The sequence below is a fragment of the Tolypothrix campylonemoides VB511288_2 genome (assembly GCF_045999855.1).
Classification (GTDB): domain Bacteria; phylum Cyanobacteriota; class Cyanobacteriia; order Cyanobacteriales; family Nostocaceae; genus Scytonema; species Scytonema bouteillei_A.
In genome coordinates, this window is sequence record NZ_JBFPMW010000001.1 from 940,259 (window position 1) to 958,957 (window position 18,699).

The 18,699-nt window shown below is 42.2% G+C and carries 13 protein-coding genes; 6 read left to right on the plus strand and 7 right to left on the minus strand.

Annotation, left to right across the window (positions count from 1 at the left end; all coding sequences use genetic code 11):
- Nucleotides 1-58 precede the first annotated feature (58 nt).
- Both AB0756_RS03980 and AB0756_RS03985 read right to left on the minus strand, forming a co-directional pair.
- Entirely contained in the window at nt 59-520 is a 462-nt protein-coding gene (locus AB0756_RS03980) for a hypothetical protein (protein ID WP_038089260.1), read from the minus strand.
- A gap of 81 nt (nt 521-601) precedes the next feature.
- The gene (locus AB0756_RS03985) at nt 602-1,372 is read right to left on the minus strand and encodes a hypothetical protein (protein WP_038089251.1); all 771 of its coding nucleotides are present in this window, start codon (nt 1,370-1,372) and stop codon (nt 602-604) included.
- 776 nt (nt 1,373-2,148) lie between these two features.
- Here AB0756_RS03985 and AB0756_RS03990 point away from each other — a divergent pair.
- The 5 genes from AB0756_RS03990 to hemH all read left to right on the plus strand — a co-directional run bounded on the left by AB0756_RS03990 (nt 2,149) and on the right by hemH (nt 9,042).
- Nucleotides 2,149-2,403: a hypothetical protein gene (locus tag AB0756_RS03990; RefSeq protein ID WP_038089243.1), complete on the plus strand. Its 255-nt coding sequence runs from the start codon at nt 2,149-2,151 to the stop codon at nt 2,401-2,403.
- Between the two features lie 3 nt (nt 2,404-2,406).
- Nucleotides 2,407-3,663, plus strand: coding sequence for a murein transglycosylase A (gene mltA, locus AB0756_RS03995; RefSeq protein ID WP_050046546.1), 1,257 nt, complete (start codon nt 2,407-2,409; stop codon nt 3,661-3,663).
- 120 nt (nt 3,664-3,783) lie between these two features.
- On the plus strand, nt 3,784-4,827 hold the full coding sequence (gene lpxD / locus AB0756_RS04000) for a UDP-3-O-(3-hydroxymyristoyl)glucosamine N-acyltransferase (RefSeq protein WP_038089321.1): 1,044 nt from the start codon (nt 3,784-3,786) through the stop codon (nt 4,825-4,827).
- 504 nt (nt 4,828-5,331) lie between these two features.
- Nucleotides 5,332-7,572, plus strand: a complete 2,241-nt coding sequence (locus AB0756_RS04005) for a hypothetical protein (protein ID WP_038089241.1) — start codon at nt 5,332-5,334, stop codon at nt 7,570-7,572.
- A 306-nt stretch (nt 7,573-7,878) separates the two neighbouring features.
- Nucleotides 7,879-9,042, plus strand: coding sequence for a ferrochelatase (hemH, locus tag AB0756_RS04010; protein ID WP_038089231.1), 1,164 nt, complete (start codon nt 7,879-7,881; stop codon nt 9,040-9,042).
- A 251-nt stretch (nt 9,043-9,293) separates the two neighbouring features.
- Here hemH and psbA read toward each other — a convergent pair whose 3' ends face one another.
- A complete protein-coding gene (gene psbA / locus AB0756_RS04015; protein WP_038089230.1) occupies nt 9,294-10,376 on the minus strand; it encodes a photosystem II q(b) protein in 1,083 nt (360 codons plus the stop codon).
- Nucleotides 10,377-10,526: 150 nt separating this feature from the next.
- Between psbA and AB0756_RS04020 the strand changes: the two genes are divergently transcribed.
- Nucleotides 10,527-14,195, plus strand: coding sequence for a WD40 domain-containing protein (locus AB0756_RS04020; protein ID WP_038089229.1), 3,669 nt, complete (start codon nt 10,527-10,529; stop codon nt 14,193-14,195).
- A 169-nt stretch (nt 14,196-14,364) separates the two neighbouring features.
- Here AB0756_RS04020 and AB0756_RS04025 read toward each other — a convergent pair whose 3' ends face one another.
- The 4 genes from AB0756_RS04025 to purB form a co-directional block, all read right to left on the minus strand.
- Nucleotides 14,365-14,913: a DUF4126 domain-containing protein gene (locus tag AB0756_RS04025; RefSeq protein WP_038089227.1), complete on the minus strand. Its 549-nt coding sequence runs from the start codon at nt 14,911-14,913 to the stop codon at nt 14,365-14,367.
- A 285-nt stretch (nt 14,914-15,198) separates the two neighbouring features.
- Nucleotides 15,199-15,591, minus strand: a complete 393-nt coding sequence (locus AB0756_RS04030; protein ID WP_038089225.1) for a response regulator — start codon at nt 15,589-15,591, stop codon at nt 15,199-15,201.
- The gene (locus tag AB0756_RS04035) at nt 15,581-16,804 is read right to left on the minus strand and encodes a GAF domain-containing protein (protein WP_038089223.1); all 1,224 of its coding nucleotides are present in this window, start codon (nt 16,802-16,804) and stop codon (nt 15,581-15,583) included. Before AB0756_RS04035 ends, AB0756_RS04030 begins: the two co-directional genes overlap by 11 nt.
- 368 nt (nt 16,805-17,172) lie before the next feature.
- On the minus strand, nt 17,173-18,468 hold the full coding sequence (gene purB, locus AB0756_RS04040; protein WP_038089318.1) for an adenylosuccinate lyase: 1,296 nt from the start codon (nt 18,466-18,468) through the stop codon (nt 17,173-17,175).
- Nucleotides 18,469-18,699 lie beyond the last annotated feature (231 nt).

Here is an 18,699-nt window from a genome sequence, read left to right on the forward strand (position 1 = left end):
CAATTAAAAAGGGGGATTAAGACACTCTTTATAAGAGTATTTCAACCTTCTTCATCCTTCAGTTGGGACGCATTGCTTCTCGACCAAGAATGAACAGCCCTGCTACACCCAAGCAGACAAACCAAACATACTGATACCAATACTTTGCTATTTGCTGAACGGCGTTTAATTCAGGATGGAGCGTGTTCAAGTAAAGCAGCAGCACAACTGTCATCAGCGCTCCAAATCCCACAAAACTCAATCCAACTTTAATACGAGGCGATCGCAGTTCAACATCGCCGATCGTCTCTAAGTCAATTTTTGCCACCTCCCTTAAAGACTCTTCTGCAACAGATGAAACTGTTTCCACATTCCTAGCTATCTTAGACGGTAATAGCGGTACGATCGCCGCTACAGCGGGACGGCGCAACAGAGCCTCTGTGTCCCGCAACACTTCTAATGGCTTGCGGGTTATAGGTGGTTCCGCAAATGGAACTTTCTCGGAAGCAGTTTGGGTCGTAGGTTGAGGTTCAAAATCCATAGCCTTATTAGGATCGAGCGGCGAAATTTGGCGTCAGGTGGAAGACAGCAGTTGCCTTCTGAATCTATTGTACTCACCGCATTAAACAAACAATTTAAATCTAACAAGTTGATTTTCTATTGCTTGCGGTAGAATTTTACTGATTTCTTCCCTGTCTTGAAATTGCAAGATTTGTCCCTTTTGTAAATCAAACGGAAACTGTCCTTGCAATTCAGGACGCTGCATTTGTGCTAGTAAAATTTGCTCCGCTCTTTTACATTGAAGGGCATAACCAATTTCAACACAGACGTTTGGACTGGGTAGCAGTTGAGGGTTGTGCTGCTCATCGAGGCTGACAATAGGTGTGGTATCGGCAATAAATAACAAACTTTTGCGAATTTTCCGCATCATTGTAGAGCTCAGCCTTAAAGGAGCATCTTTAGGGCGGTAAGACTCAACAAACGATAGTGGAACGCGCGATCGCAAATTCAAAATCTCCAAGCTTTGAAACACTGCTTCTCGTAAAGCTTCACTCGCCTCAGGATATTCAATTTGGTGGCATAAAAAAATGGTGGGGTCTAACTGTGCTAATAAAACTTGCTTTGTCAAATACATTTCATGACTTATCAAGTCAATATTTGCCAAGCAATAACCACCACTACCTTCTATATAAAATTCAATATTTTCTCCTTCTAAATAGCGCCCAAACCAAGTTGAGCTTTTCACTTGTTCAATATCTTCTAAAAAATCTGCTCTTAATCCTGTTTTTAAAAGGCTTCTTTTACTGAGCCGCAGATCGGGTGGACGTTTTTCCAGTTCGTGAATCGGCTCATAGTTTTCCAAGTACCATGCTCTTAGAGCAATAATTGACATAAAACGCTATTTCAACTGTCCCATGCTATTTGGAGTTTGTACAAGCTTACACTGGGTGTTACTTGAAAAACAATAACACCCAAGCCTCTACAGATGAGTGACTTCCTCTCTTTGTTCATTTTAGCTAGGGATGTACTGAATGTATCAACTCTTTACAAAAGAGAGGATTCAACAGTTACAGCGCCCCCTGTTGCTCACCACTTGAGGAAATATCACCTTTAGGTTTGGGTGTTATTGCTTTTTGACGAGACAGATGTGAAATTAACAGCGCTTTTACCTCTTTTTCTACGTCTTAACTTTACACACTAGCTGTTTAATCTGCCAGGGAAGCTTTGTTGCTTCAATTACTAAATTAACACCTTAAAATTAGAGAAGTTTAATTCGCAACTAAACTTTACTTGATTAAGCAAAGTAACATTAAGAAAATGGAAGAAATGGTTATTGATTCTATTAATAAGGGTTTCGGGAGTGGGGACAAGGGCGTGTTTTCACGCGTGTTAAATCCCCCTAAATCCACGCCACAGGACAAGGACGACAAAGGGGACATGGGAAAAACTTTGGCTGAATGTCTAATCCCTTTACCCAACACCGGGAACTGTTGACAACTCACTCACCGTCATAGGCGACAACTGGGAACAAGGAACAGGAGGAGGAAATGTTTTTCTTACTCTGTGCTCCCCGATTTCCTTTGCCTTGATGTCAGGGTATTTCCCCTTCCCATTCTGGGGGTGCGTGGTTGACAATGGGTTGGATGTTTTTCAATATGGTTTAAAATTATGCCCAGAACAGCGAATGAGTACGCAGTACACCTACTTATCGAAGGTGGACATCGAGAAGAAGTACGTTTTCCCACTATTCAAGATTTTCAAAAATGGTATAGTGGCGAGCTTATGCCCAAAAGTGCTTCTAATGACTTTATTAGCGTACCGATTAAAAATATTCAAGGTGAATATATGGTAGTGCGTCCTGCTCAGATTCTTGCGATCCGAGTGGAACCCGTTTTTAGTTCTAGTGTGGAAAGATTTGCGTAGATCATGAAAAGAAAGCTTGCTTTAGTTTCTTTATGTCTGGGAATGGCTTCGATCGCTCCAGTATTCTCAGTTTTTGCTCAGGTTCCCGGTTACCCCCCTTATCCAACACAAAATCGACCTGAGACTTGGTCACCACAACCAAGCCAACCCGAAGAACTTCAACCGTTAGTACCCATTGAGCCTGTTGTTGACTGTACCTCAACCTCTAGATGTTTGGGTTATGACGAACAAATTTGGAGTGGAGACGGCAGACAGGGTGATTGGAAAGCGCTGTTAACATCAATAGATAACAGCTTGCGTTATCTAGCAACTAAAGAAGCTATTGCAGCATACCAGAACTATCCCATTAGAGAGTTTACTCTCGACCGCGTTCGTAGGAGTTTGGTGCGCTTCCGCGAGCTTGTTGTCAGTGCTAAATCACCTGCAGATCTACAAGCGGCTGTGAGTCGGGAGTTTACTTTCTACCAGTCTGTTGGGAACGATGGGAATGGAACTGTTAAGTTTACTGCCTACTATCAACCAGTTTATTCTGCCAGTCGAACTCGCACATCTGTCTATAAGTATCCAATTTATGCTTTGCCAGCCAATTTCAAGCAGTGGGCAAAACCACACCCAAAACGAGTTCAGTTGGAAGGCAAAAATGGTTTGTTAGGCAATCAAAGCCGATTGCGTGGTTTGGAATTATTTTGGTTTCGCGATCGCTTGGATGCATACTTGATTCATATCCAAGGTTCTGCCCAACTAAACTTAACTGATGGTTCTGTGACATCTGTTGGTTACGCAGGCGCAACAGATTATCCCTGGACAAGTATCGGAGGAGAACTTATCAAAGATGGCAAACTCCCTGCAAAGGGTTTAACAATGCCAGTCATGATTAAATATTTCAAGCAAAATCCCAATGCAATGAATGTTTACCTTCCACGCTGGGAACGGTTTATTTTCTTTAAAGAAACGAACGGTGAACAAGCCAGGGGAAGCATTCGCGTACCAGTCACAGCAGAACGTTCTATTGCGACTGATAAATCTCTTATGCCACCAGGAGCGTTAGCTCTCATTAATGCTAACTTTCCATATCTCAGTGAAAACGAACGCTTGACTTACCGTACTGTCAACCGTTACGTGCTCGACCAAGATACGGGAAGTGCAATCAAAGGTCCGGGACGGGTGGATTATTTTATGGGTACTGGTAAGATTGCAGGCGATCGCGCTGGTGTAACAGGCGGTAACGGCACGTTATATTATTTATTGCTGAAAGAGTAGGTAATGGGGATAAGGGGACAAGGGAGACAAAGGAGACAAGGGAGAATAACTCTTGCCCAATGCTTCATATCCTAATGCCCCATGCCTTTTTTCATCCATCTCGATAACAACTTATTTACAATGAAATTTAGCGAAATTATACAAAAACTTGGTGATATTGCTGCTTCTAATAGCCTAATTTTTAACACAAACCTCGATCCGGAAATCACAGGGTTGGCATCTGTTGATGAAGCAACAGCTCTTAATCTGAGCTACATAGAAGGAGAAAAATTTGCCTCTTGGGTTGGGAAAACAAACGCTGGTGCTTTAATTTTGCCTAAAAATGAAGTGTTGCAAGCACAAGCACAAGAGCGAGGTATTGTTTGGATTGCAGTACCGGAACCACGGCTTGCATTTGCTAATGTCATTACACTGTTTTACCAACCTTGGCGTCCGGTTTCAGAAATTCATCCCACTGCTGTTATTCACCCGACTGCTAAAGTAGGCCAGAATGTTTACATTGGTGCTCATGTTGTCATTCAGCCGGAGGTAGAAATTGGTGATGGAGTTTGCATCCATCCTAATGTCGTGATTTATCCAAATTCTAAGATAGGCGATCGCACAACTTTACACGCCAACTGTACGATTCACGAACGCACTCGTATTGGTGCAGATTGTGTGATTCACAGTGGTACTGTCATTGGTGCTGAAGGCTTTGGTTTTGTTCCTACTGCTAAAGGGTGGGTAAAAATGGAGCAATCGGGCTGTACTGTTTTGGAAGATGGTGTAGAAGTGGGATGTAACAGTGCCATCGATCGCCCTGCGGTAGGAGAAACACGGGTAGGTCGCAACACAAAGATTGATAATTTAGTCCAAGTAGGTCATGGTTGCCAAATAGGTCCTGGTTGTGCTCTTGCAGGTCAGTCTGCAATGGCGGGAGGTGCTAAACTTGGCAAGGGTGTTATTTTAGCCGGTCAAGCTGGAGTGAGCAATCAAGTTAAGATGGGCGATCGGTCTATCGCATCTGCACAAGCAGGCGTCCATAATGATGTTGCTCCCGGAGAAATTGTTTCTGGCGCACCTGCCATACCTTATAAAAGATATTTGAAGGTGTCAGCTATTTTGAATCGCTTACCAGATATGTATCAAACTTTAAAACAGTTACAACGGAAATTTAATGATTAGTCGTTAGTGGTTGTTGGTTAGTCGCTAAACATTGAAAGATAACCCCCAAAAAATCATAAGTTTCAGACATTGAATTTGCTTATTGTATTAAGATAACGTAAGTTCGACAGACCTCTCCTTGAAGAAGCTACGGTGTATACACAAGTGAGATTGACCTCTTTAATCCCACCAATGTATTGGGGAAGATCTCAATACTTGTCGGGTTTTGCCGTTTTTTCCTCCCCTGCACAAAGGTGCATCCCCTGCTTGTCTCCCGCGATAATTTCTTTAACCGAGCAGTATTGGGGAAGATCCGATTTTCAGTTCCCTCCCCTTTCACGTGCGGAGGGTTAGGCTGGTGTAAAACTGACGCTAGAGAGTCAGCCTTGTATGGCAACACTTTCTGCTGAGTATAAATACTCAAAGGTTGGCAAATCGAGAAAAATTTGTAAAACTCGTATGGGTGACGGCGGTATTACCACGTAAATAGGGAAAAGAGCTTAAATAAAGCTGGAAGAAAACCTTATGCCTCAAAAAAGTATCATAGCCAACTTCCAAGGGGAAACGATTGGTCAACTGGCTGTTGGCAATTACGTTATCAAAATTGGTTCGAGCCATGGTGCTATGGCAAATACAGCAACCGATGCAGAACAACCAACAAAGCTTTCGCGCCCCGCACCAGTTTTGGTACAAGAAGATTCTGTTGATGACCTGTTAGGTTGTCAAGAATTGGTAACAGAAGCGATCGCAGCCCTTGGAGTTGGTCAATCAGTAGAACTGTACGGTTCTGCTGGTTTTGGTAAAACTGCTCTTTTGAGTTGCTTAGCACATGACATACAATCTATGTCTCTTTTTCCGGATGGTGTTATTAAACTATCTCTTGCTCACCCATATGTAAGTGATTTATTACAAATTATTTGGGAAGCGTATTATCAAAGCCATATTCCTTACAAACCAACCGATGGTCAAATTAAGGAACAAATTAAGGACAAAAAAGCTTTAATAGTGTTAGATGACGATGATGAACTCATACAAGAAGAATTGCAAGAGTTGATCGGTTTTCCAAGCAATTTAACATTCTTAATCGCTTCATCAAGAAAACGTTTTCCAAAAAAGGGGCGTTCTCTACTCCTTCCCAATTTATCAATTATTGATTCTATTTCTTTAGTAGAAAAAGAAATGGGACGTTCTCTAACTAGGGAAGAAATGCCTGCTGCAAAATCACTCTGTACTCTTCTAAATGGGCATCCCGTACACATACAAGTAGCAGTTGCCAATATAGTAGAAGAAGGGCGTTCGATAGCTGAAATAGTGAGCCAACTGCCATCTACTGAACCTGTTTCTTCTTTAATTCAACAAACTGTAGCATCACTATCAAAACCACACCAAACCATTCTAGAATTATTGCTAGTGATGGGAAGAATTGGGCTGGGTAAAGAGCAAATCCAGGCGATCGCGCAAATTCATAAAGTTGACCAGTTACTAGAAACACTACAGCGTAGAAACCTAGTAAAGTTGCAGAATTCTCGATACCAAATAATTCAGGCAATAGTTGAAGTTTTACCGCCAGAGTGGAGGTTAACAACGATACGAGAAAAGGCAATAGCATATTTTGTGAAATTCGCGGAAAAATATCAGAAGCAACCCAATTATTTGTTAGAAGAAATTGATGCCACCGTACAGATTTTAGAAGTTGCTGTAAGAAACAGTCGCTGGCAAGATATACTGCGCTTGGTTAGAGCAATCGAAAGTTCACTGGCTTTAAGCAGGCGATGGCGTTTGTGGGAGCAAGTCCTGCAAAGGGGACTACAAGCATCTCAAGCAGAAAAATCCCGCGTTGATGAAGCGTGGGCTTTACATCAATTAGGAATTCGCGCTCTTTGTTTGGAAGAAAACAGCACAGCTAAAAAGTACTTAACAAAAGCAGTACAATTACGAGAATTGTTAGGTGATACTACAGGAGTGACAGCCACTTCCCACAATTTAAATTTCCTCAAAAATGCTTCCTTCCCATCATCTTCAGAGGAAAACCAACAGACAAATTGGGGCGATAACGCAGAAACAAGCGAGCAAACTAGGCTGCAATTACCCTCACAGCAAGTAGTCACTCGACTGAATCTTGTTTCTGACAATTCTTCATCCTCAAATAAAAGCTTATACCCAAGTACTTCTTTACTTTCGCCCACTAGAGTCATCACTGCTGGAATTTTAGCTTCAGTAGGATTTTTGACTTTGTCTAACTGGCAGCGTTTTACACATTCTCCAGTGCAAAACACTGAACCTACACCAGCAAATACCCCATCATTTACTCCCAAATCTCAACCTAATACCGCTAAAACTCCTTTACCAGAAACCATCAATTCAGTGCCTAGAACTAAGAATCAGTTAACCTTCCCCGAACACAAACCCATAATCAATCCACCACTCGCACCAAACTTTGACCAGCAAAAACCAGAATTTCTCAAACGTCGGAAACCACAAGTTGATACACCACCTACACCAAGACAGCCGCCCGTACCGGAACCATCGGTTTCAGCAACCCAACAACCAGAACTCGACCCAACTCCAACCCCAATAGAAGAACCAACACCTACATTTTCGCCATCTCCATCAGTTGAAAATCCTCCAACGGAAGAACCAACACCTACACCAACTTTCTCTCCAATACTGACTCCTGATGTAGCACCGACAACATCATCTGTAGAAGCAGTCCCTTCTCCTGCTGTAACAGTAACACCTCTGGAAAATCCAGCAAACAGCAATTAGGGCTGTCTCGTTCCTGGGCTCCGCCCAGGAATTCATGTAGTACTCAAGGTACTTAAGCTGGTCAGTTATCCCTCAAGGAGAGGCATGAAGCCCCGTCCTTTAGGTCGGGGTGCTGACTCTGCAAAGTTTCGCCGCTCGCTAAGAAATATATTCACAAGCCTTGGCTTGCAAACGAGACCACATAGTAAAGGAACTCTCAAAATTCTTGCTACAGCTAGCTTTAATTATCGTTCATATTATATAAGTAATCGAGATATATTGTTAACATTAGTAAAAAAGCTGAAAAAATTGGGGATAGTAACTGCTATGGGTCGCGTGGGCGTCTTGCTTCTTAATCTTGGTGGTCCAGATAAATTAGAGGATGTAGGGCCATTTCTCTATAACCTGTTTTCAGATCCAGAAATTATTCGCCTGCCATTCTCCTGGTTGCAAAAACCTCTAGCTTGGTTTATTGCCTCACGACGCACTCAAAAATCTCAAGAGAACTACAAGCAAATTGGAGGCGGTTCACCCTTGCGGCGCGTCACTGAAGCGCAAGGGGACGCCTTAAAAGAACAATTGTCCTCCCAAGGACAAGAAGCCAATATTTACGTTGGTATGCGTTACTGGCATCCTTATACTGAAGAAGCGATCGCCAAAATTACTCAAGACAAGGTAGAACACCTCGTTATTTTACCTCTGTATCCCCAGTTTTCCATTAGTACGAGTGGTTCGAGTTTCCGACTTTTAGAACGATTGTGGCAAGAAGACCCACAGCTGCAACAGATCGATTACACCGTTATTCCCTCTTGGTACAAACAACCGGGTTATCTTCGTGCAATGGCTGACTTGATAGCCCAAGAACTAGACCAACTTCCCAATCGTGATGAAGTTCATATCTTTTTTAGCGCTCACGGCGTTCCCAAAAGCTACGTTGAAGAAGCAGGCGATCCCTATCAACAAGAAATTGAAGAATGCACGCGCCTGATTATGCAAACCCTCAATCGACCCAATCCCCATATTTTGGCTTACCAAAGTCGTGTAGGTCCGGTAGAATGGCTCCAGCCATATACGGAAGACGCCATACAAGAACTAGGAGCAAAAGGTGTCAAAGATTTAGTCGTTGTGCCAATCAGTTTTGTTTCAGAACATATTGAAACACTGCAAGAAATTGATATCGAATATAGAGAACTTGCAGAAGAAGTAGGGATTCACAACTTCCGACGCGTACCAGCGCTGAACACGCATCCCGTTTTTGTGAAAGCACTAGCCGACTTAGTCATTGAAGCATTGAAAGCACCCAGCTTTAAGCTTTCCCAAGTCGCTCAAATGAAGAAGAAGGTGAGAATTTACCCACCAGAGCGTTGGGAATGGGGGATGACTACCAGCGCAGAAGTTTGGAATGGTCGTATTGCTATGCTGGGCTTCATTGCGTTGATTATTGAGTTAATTACAGGTCACGGTTTGCTACATATGATTGGATTGTTGTAGCTAATGGCTAATGGCTAATGGCTAATGGCTAATGGTGAGACCAGCGCTGCAGGCGGGTTTCCCGCGCCCTGGCGACTGGCGTATAGCCCTGCGGGCATAGCTTCGCAACGCGAAGCGTCTCCGTAAGGAGATACCCGAAGGGCTAATGGCTGATGGCTAATAAAAAAGCGCCCCAGAAATGGGGCGTTTGCGAGTCATCGCATTTTGTTAAGCACTCATAACAGCAGACCAAAATCTAAATCTTGATAAGCTTAGCCTTTGATAACGGGAGTTTGTAAAGCTACAGGTGTAACATCAAAGGCAGCTAAATCGAGGGGAAAGTTGTGAGCGTTGCGTTCGTGCATCACTTCCATACCTAGGTTGGCACGATTTAGGATGTCTGCCCACGTACTAATTACACGACCTTGAGCATCAATTACGGACTGGTTGAAGTTGAAACCGTTGAGGTTAAATGCCATGGTACTAATACCTAGCGCAGTGAACCAGATACCAATTACGGGTAAAGCACCTAAGAAGAAGTGCAAACCTCGGCTGTTTCTCCAAGAAACATATTGAAAAATCAAGCGCCCGTAGTAAGCATGAACTGCCATAATATTGTAAGTTTCATGCTCTTGCCCAAATTTGTAACCGTTATTGGCAGACTCAATCTCAGTTGTTTCTCGAATGAGGGCAGAGGTTACAAAAGAACCGTGCATGGCAGAGGCAAAAGCACCTCCAAAAACACCTACAACTCCTAATTGATGGAAGGGATGCATGAGGATGTTGTGTTCTGCTTGGAACACCAACATAAAGTTGAAAGTTCCACTGATTCCTAAAGGCATACCATCAGAGAATGAACCTTGTCCAATCGGATAGATTAAGAACACGGCGGTTGCGGCGGCGACTGGTGCGCTGAATGCTACACAAATCCAAGGACGCATTCCCAAACGATACGATAATTCCCACTCACGTCCCAAATAACAGAATACGCCAATGAGGAAGTGGAAAATCACTAACTGGTATGGACCGCCATTATACAACCACTCATCTAAGGAAGCCGCTTCCCAAATGGGGTAGAAGTGCAAACCAATTGCGTTAGACGAAGGAACAACAGCAGCTGAGATGATGTTATTGCCATAGAGCAAAGAACCTGCAACAGGTTCGCGAATGCCATCAATATCAACAGGGGGTGCAGCGATAAAAGCAATAATGAAGCAGATGGTTGCAGAAAGTAGAGTGGGAACCATCAGTATACCAAACCATCCAATGTATAAACGATTTTCAGTACTGGTAATCCACTCGCAAAACTGTTCCCATACATTAGTGCTTTCGCGACGTTGTAAGGTTGTGGTCATATTCTAAAATAAGATGACAGAAGATTTTTGATTGAGTTGCTGTTCTCTTGGAATCAACAACCAATTGCATAGTAAAACTTTCATCTCTGCCTTTGCAGTTATAGAAAGTTACTAGTTTTCGTTAGTTTTCGTTAGCATTACTTTTGGCAAATGACTGTTGAAGAAGCGTTAGTCATTGTGGAAAATCTTCTGGGAACAGTGTCTTTAAATGACCTCCAAGAAGTGATTTTTCGCCAATGTTGGGACCACAGAACGTACCCAGAGATTGCCGAAGAATTGGGTTATGATGCCGATTACATCAAAATAGTGGGATTTCGTCTGTGGAAGATTCTATCGCAAGCGATTGGAGAAAAAGTAACTAAAGATAACCTTCGTTCTGTATTAAGAAGATGCAACTCCCGAACTGTGGAAGCGGAAATAGGGGTGCAACAGAGCAAGGTAAAAAATTACACCTTATCTCCCTCCTGTCAAGATTGGGGTGAAGCCATTGATGTTTCTAACTTTTGTGGGCGTTCTCAAGAACTGGCAATATTAGAGCAATGGATTGTTCAAGAGCACTGTCGGTTAGTTGCACTGTTGGGAATGGGGGGAATTGGAAAAACTGCTCTTTCTGTAAAGCTAGGTGAGCAATTACAGAAGCGGTTTGAGTTTGTTATTTGGCGTTCTCTCCACAATGCACCAACTATTGAAGCACTGCTATTTAATTTCGTTCAAATTCTTTCTTATCGAAAAGAAACTTATTTACCTGAGTCTCTTGGCGATAAAATTTTTCAGCTAATAAGTTATTTACAAAGACATTCCTGTCTGATCGTTCTAGATAATATAGAAGCAATTTTTTCTGGTAGCGAATCAGGGCTTCTTACGGGTCAATATAAGAGTGAGTATGAAGGATATGGTGAACTGTTTAAGCGAATTGGGGAATTACGGCATCAAAGTTGTCTCATTCTAACCAGTCGAGAAAAACCCAGGGAAGTTGCCATTCTTGAAGGTGAAACATTACCTGTCCGTTCCATGTCACTTTCTGGGCTATCAACTTTAGAAGGACAAGCAATTCTTCGTTGTAAAGGAAGTTTTACAGGTTCGTGGGATGATTGGCATAATTTAGTCCAATCTTATGGTGGCAATCCTTTAGCTTTGAAAATTGTAGCCACGACGATTCGAGATTTATTTGATGGTAATATTGCTAGTTTTCTGCTTCAAGGTACCGTTATATTTGGTGATATTCAAGAGCTTCTTGAGCAGCAGTTCCAGCGGTTGTCAAATTTAGAGCAAGAAATTATCTATTGGTTGGCAATTAACCGCGAACCAGTTACAATTGCAGAAATTGATTCAGATTTACTCTCTCTAATTTCTATTGCTCAATTATTAGAAGCACTGCAATCTTTAGAGAGACGCTCTTTGATTGAAATAGTTAGAGGTAGTGCAGGTAATATGTCTGCCTTTACACTACAACCAGTCTTAATGGAGTTTGTCACTAACCGTTTCATTCAAAATGTTATGAAAGAAATTCAAGAGTGGGAAATTAGAAGCCAGCCTTTGCAACTCTTGAAAACTTATGCTCTTATCAAAGCAACAACTAAAGATTATTTAAAAGAAATTCAAATTCAATTAATTCTTAATCCTATTATTGAAAAATTATTGTCCGTATTTGGTAGTAGAGAGCAGATTAAAAAACAATTATCTTCAATGGTTGTGAAGTTACGCGGACAGAAGCCAATTGAGACGGGTTATGTAGGCGGAAACATTGTCAATTTATTCCGTCAATTAAAGATAGATTTAAGCGGGTTTGATTTTTCTCAGCTTACAATTTGGCAAGCAGACTGTAAGGGATTAAATTTGTATAAAACAAATTTTACCGATTCCAATCTTTCCAAATCTACCTTTACTGTCAATCTCAGTTGTACTTTTATAGTGGCACTTAGCCCTGATGGCAATCTATTAGCAACAGGTGACAGTCAGGGCAAAATTTCACTGTGGCAGGTAACAGATGGACAACAATATTTAAGTTGGGAAGCACACATAGGTTGGGTACGTTCAATTGTGTTTAGTGCTGATGGTCAAACTCTATTCAGTAGCAGTGACGATCGCTCCGTCAAGCAATGGGATGTTCGGAACGGTCAATGTTTGCAGGTATTCCCCGATCCTGCGGGCTATGTTTGGTCTATCGCTTTAGCTGAACAACAAGCTGTTAGTAGCGGTCGCGCAATCCTTGCAACTTGTAGCATGGATCAAACGTTAAAGCTTTGGGATGTTGAAACAGGAGAATGTTTCAAAACTCTACTTGCTCATCAAGGTTGGTTCTGCTGTGTTGCTTTGAGTCGAGACGGGCAGATTTTAGCCAGTGGAAGCACTGACCAAACCGTCAAACTTTGGAATGTGAATACTGGGGTATGCTTGAGGATCGTACACGGACACACGAGTAGCATTTGGTCTGTAGCCTTTAGTGTAGATGGAAAAAAAGTTATTAGTGGTAGCGCTAACGGTACTATCAGAATTTGGGATACGGTAACCGGGGAGTGTCTGCATATACTGGAGAGCCATACAAACCATGTTTGGTGTGTCACCTGCAGCCCTGATGGCAAAACGTTAGCAAGTGCTAGTAGCGATCGCACAATTCGACTTTGGGATCTTCAAAGTGGGGAATGTTTAAAAACGCTTCAAGGACACACCAATAGCATACGGTCAATAACTTTTGCTAGAGATGAGTCTACTCTAATTGCTTGCGATGACGATCAAATAACTAAATTTTGGAATATAAACACCGGACAGTGTTTTAGAACTTTTCAAGGATATGGTAGCAGTATGTACTTCATTGCTGTGTCACCTGCTTTTAAAAATCTGACTAACCAAATAATTGCAAGTGCTAATGAAGACCAAAGTGTCAAACTGTGGAATATCAACACCGGAACTTGTCTCAAAACTTTGAAAGGACATACTAATTGGGTACGGGCTGTAGTATTTAGTCCCGATGGGCGAACTTTAGCAAGTGCTAGTTCCGATCAAACAGCAAGGATTTGGGATGTTCAAACAGGAGATTGCTTGTATATTTTGAGAGGTCACAGGAACTGGTTGATTTCAATTGTCTATAGCCCAGATGGGCAAACACTAGCAACCAGTAGCAGCGATAGCACAATTCGATTTTGGGATGTCAAAACCGGGCAATGCCAACACGTGTTGCACAATTCTACTAGTATGATTTTGTCATTGTCCTACACTCACGATGGCAATTTCCTAATTGGGAGTACTGGAGAAGATATGTCAATCCAAGTTTGGGATGTGCATACTCTAGAGTGCGTTAAAATTTTGCAAGGTCACGCTCACGGAGTTTGGGGAACGGCTCTTAGTCCAAACGGGCACATGCTGGCAAGTAGTAGTGAAGATACAACGATAAAAATTTGGGATTTCCAAACAGGTGAATGTTTGTTGACTTTGAGAGAACATTCTCATACAGTATTTAGCGTAGCTTTCAGTCCCAACAGTCGCCTCTTAGCAAGTGGAGGTGGCGATCGTACTGTGAGAATTTGGGATGTTGAAACAGGAGAGTGTTTGAAAGTTCTAAAAGGCCATACACGATGGGTTTTTGGCGTTGCATTCATCCATTGTCACACCTGCTTTCCTACAGTGAAAAATCCAATTCTTGCAAGCAGCAGTCAAGATGGAACTATCCGGTTATGGGATGTTGAGACAGGTGAATGCTTGAAAGTTCTTACAAGCCCGCGCCCTTATGAAGGAATGAACATCACAGGAGTGACTGGTCTGACTGAGGCTCAGAAAACAACTCTGTTGGCGCTAGGCGCAGTTGAAGAATCTACAAGGTAAGTCCAGTCAAATTAATAACAAATGGCCAATGAAGAATAACGCTCCTAACAGGTCAACATTCAATCAGTTGACTTCTACCAAGTTGCAAACAAAATGGGTTCTTGTCAGATTTTGGTAATCTATTGAAGGTTACGCGCTTTAAGGCAGAGGGCAGAAAGGAAAAATGGTATTACCTTTCGTGATAGCGTTTGCGATACCAGCGATACCAAATTTTAGCACTATGAACAGCAAACCATAGAAGAATTAAAGCAATTAATCCACCGTGTGTGGGAGCATCTAAGGCAAAAAAGACTAAAGCAATACATAAAGCATCTTGAATAAAGACTGCCCATAGTGGTATGCCTTTCAATCGGTAAAACCAACCAATTTGAACCAGTTGAAGAACGAAGGCTAATGAACCGCCAATAAGAGCAATCAACCAATTGGGTGTTGCTGTGGCATTAGCAACGGCTAACCCCATAATTGCCCCAACTACTGGGGCAAGTAATAAGTGAAACACTTGTAGTACTCGCTGCCCTAATAGTTTTTTTGAGGCAAATACCTCAACGACTGACCAACTTGTCAGCGAGAACAGCAAGAAAGGTGTGGAAACCTGGGATAAGATTGGCACGTGTGACCAAAGATTGCTACCTTGAAGTATTCCAATAAAAAGCAGTGGCAGGGCTATTCTAATTCCTGCCGCCGCAGATGCAGAGAGTGCGGCTAGGATGTCAATCATAGAGTTATTTTTACATTGCGCTTAACCATGTATTAAAAGGGCAGACACTTAGACTTACCCCCATTTGTTAGAGTTTGACACAAAAACCAAAATTTGACACCATAGTATTTACTGATGTTTATAATCAAACAGATTTTACAGCAAATTCCAGTATTTCTAAGGAAATACTGGAATTTGCTGCGGCAACCTTTTTAATACGAACAAATATGGCTGGTTGGTTTATATTTGTCAGTCCACATTCAGAAAAAATTCGTCACATTCCTGGTAAGTCCTCTGAATCAGTAGCTATTCATTCTCCACTAGTGAACTGTCGCAAGCAGATTCTATGACTTTTAATAACTTAGGAATGTCATATGGTTTAGAAATAAAATGAGAAATTCCCAAAGATAAGGCTAGCTCTTCCAAATAGCCGTAGGCTGTCGCTAATATCACTGTTAGCTTAATACCTTCTCGCTGGAGTTGTTTATACACTTCATCTCCTGTGAATTCTGGCATCCTATTATCTAATATCAATAAATCTGGTTGCTCCTTAATTGCTTTTTCTATAGCTTCTTTGCCATTCTTCGCTTCTTTTACCTCCCAACCTTCGTCCTCAAGGAGAAACGCGAGCATAGCTCTACTATCGTCGTCATCATCTGCAATCAGTACTTTGCCCTTTCTGGTACTCTTATTGTTCATATATAATTTTTGTAATTGGTAGATAAAAAATCTGTGAGTTTGGTGTTGGTGAAGAGAAATTAACAACTGAAGTCGTTGTAAAACTGACTTGTACTAAGTCACAATTTGAGATTTCACGGACTGCTACGTTTACTATTCCACCTTTACCTGCACGATCGAAGGCTTGGAGAAAATAACGCAGCAGATGACGTAAAAGGCTTTTAGGCTCGGCAACTACTGCGATCGCTTCGTACCAATCAGTTATAATTTCTATCTGACGGATGCCTGCTTCCGTTGAGAGAATGTCTATTAAATCGGATATCTTATCCGTTATGGACACAGGTTGGAGTCTATCAATTTCATTGGATGCTAGATTGCGCCAAATTTCCGCACGACGACGAAATAGTTGAATTGATTGTTCAGCCTGTCGCAGCAATTGTACTGCATAATCCAAGCGGTTAAGTGCCATCATCCGGGAAACAACTTCAAGTTTTAAGCGTGCTGCTTGATGTGCTTGGATGATATCCTGACGCAAATCTTCTAGTGGCTGATATTCATCGGGATTGGACTCTAAGACACGACGAATATCTTTTTCTAAGTTTGCTATCAATAAGTCTGCTTCAACTCCGTGAGATGCACACAGCAATATCTCTTTCATCCGTTGTCCAGCATCTGCACGACGCATAGAGATACTTAGCACTCCGATAATTCCTTGTTTGTCATTGCGTAGAGGAATCCCTTGGCATGTGAATGGATGAAACCCCTCAATAAAATGTTCTGCGCTAATAATTTCTACATAATCTGCTTCTACTAGTGGCGTACCAATACCGTTAGCGCCGGCTACACTTTCTGATAGCAAAGAACCGGGTCCGGGGAAAGCTTCCGATCCATGTACGGTCTGCTTATCACCTACTACATTCAAAACGATCGCTTGGTTATCACCCAACATGACTGCATGACGATCGCTACCTGCAGCCTGTGAGAGTATGCGGATGTAAGGACTAGCCAGTTGAATGAGATTGCTATTTTCCGCTATTAAATGCTTTGTATCTGAACTTGATAGTTTTTCTGCTTGCAGCGCGTGGGGGTTAGCACCAAGCAAATGCGATCGCTCCCAAGCTCGATAGATTTTCGAGCGCAACATCTGAGCAGGAATCGCTCCAATGGATTTGTATATGCGTCCTGCTTCTACTACATCAATTTCTTGAGCTTTAAGATCCCTCGATCGATCCATTTTATTGGAATTTGTTAATGTTAAGTTTTTATACTTTATGTTTTACAGTTACTCACTGCTATTAGTCATAGCAAAATATAATGTTCTGTGCTACTTCTTCTCTCACAGAGATGTTGTCACAGACCTGAATGCACAAATATCAAAAAGGTAGCGGGTCAACCTTGGTGATAGGAAAAAACAAGTAAATTTTTTAAGGAAATAATTATCAAAAAAAGAGGAGGGGGAGAAGTCAATATCGGCTACCTGTCTCCCTTATTCCCAGCCAGAGGCTGGGAACGAGAAATTACAGAATAAGCACGGGCATTAGATTTTAGGCTTTTAGGCTTTGGGTATGAGTTCGTCTCTCTTGTCCCCCTTGTCCCAAAGCCCTAAATCCCCAATCTTTGGTAAACTTCCTCCAGGTGTCTGAGATGGTTTTGGGGATCGAAACACGCTTCAATTTCTGCGGTTGATAGCTTTTGGGTGACGCGAGAGTCGTTAGCAATTAATTCGCGGAAATTACCTTGAGGCTTATTCCATGCAGTATGAGCGTTTTGTTGGACGATCGCATAAGCGTCTTCACGGCTCAATCCCTTGTCTACCAATGCGAGTAGAACCCTTTGGCTAAAGACAACGCCACCGTAGCAGTTCAAATTCCGCTCCATGTTTTCGGGATAAACCAACAGGTTTTTCACTAGGTCGGTCATCTCATGAAGCATAAAGTGGGTCAAAATACAAGCATCGGGTAAAATGACGCGCTCGACAGAACTGTGAGAAATATCTCTTTCGTGCCACAGTGCAACGTTTTCTAATGCTGCTCCAGCATGGCTGCGGACAATTCGAGCCATTCCTGTAAGTCGTTCCGAACGGATGGGGTTGCGCTTGTGAGGCATTGCGGAAGAACCTTTTTGCCCTTTGGAAAAGAATTCTTCAACTTCCAAAACGTCTGTTCTTTGCAAATTGCGAATTTCTACCGAAAATCTTTCAATAGATGCCGCTAGTAAGGCTAATTGTTGCACAAAATCGGCATGGCGATCGCGTGAAACCACTTGAGTTGAGGCTGTATCTGGTTGAAGCCCAAGTTTTTGACAAGAAATTGCTTCTACTCGGGGTTCAATATTGGCGTAAGTTCCTACCGCACCAGAAATCTTACCAACTGCAATTGTTTGGCGGACATTTTTCAGGCGTTCTTGGTGTCGCAGAACTTCTGCCAACCAACCAGCCAACTTAAAACCAAAGGTAATGGGTTCGGCGTGAACACCGTGGGAACGTCCGATCATAACCGTGTTTCGATGCTCTTTGGCTTTTTGACGAATAGCATCAATCAACTCTTGCAAGCGTTGCAACAAAATGTCCAGACTTGCAACTAACTGTACTGCCAAAGCTGTATCCAGTACATCAGAACTAGTCAATCCCAAGTGAATGTAGCGTCCTGCTTCACCTACATATTCATTAACATTTGTGAGAAAGGCAATCATATCGTGGCGGACTTCAGCCTCAATTTCCAGTACCCGCTTTGGGTCAAAATTTGCCTTTGCCTTAATTTGTTCAACAGCTGTAGTTGGGATGTAACCTAACTCAGCTTGGGCTTCACAAACAGCGATTTCTACTTGCAACCAGGTTTTATACTTATAAGCTTCTGTCCAAAGATTGCCCATTTCAGGCAAGGTATAACGTTCAATCACGATCCGCCACAGAGTACATACAACTGTCATATTCTACAAAGAAGACAGACCGTCTTGAACACAAGTGTTGGCTACAGGCAACAATTTAAAGTTTGTACCTTTTGATGGGGGTGTAATTGTTTACTCTGGAGGAAAATAAAAACTGGTATTTGTGGAATATCATCTGCGTAGAGTCTGACCCCGACAAAATCGGGGTCTTCTTCTATCTAGGTACATACTGTCGTAAAAATA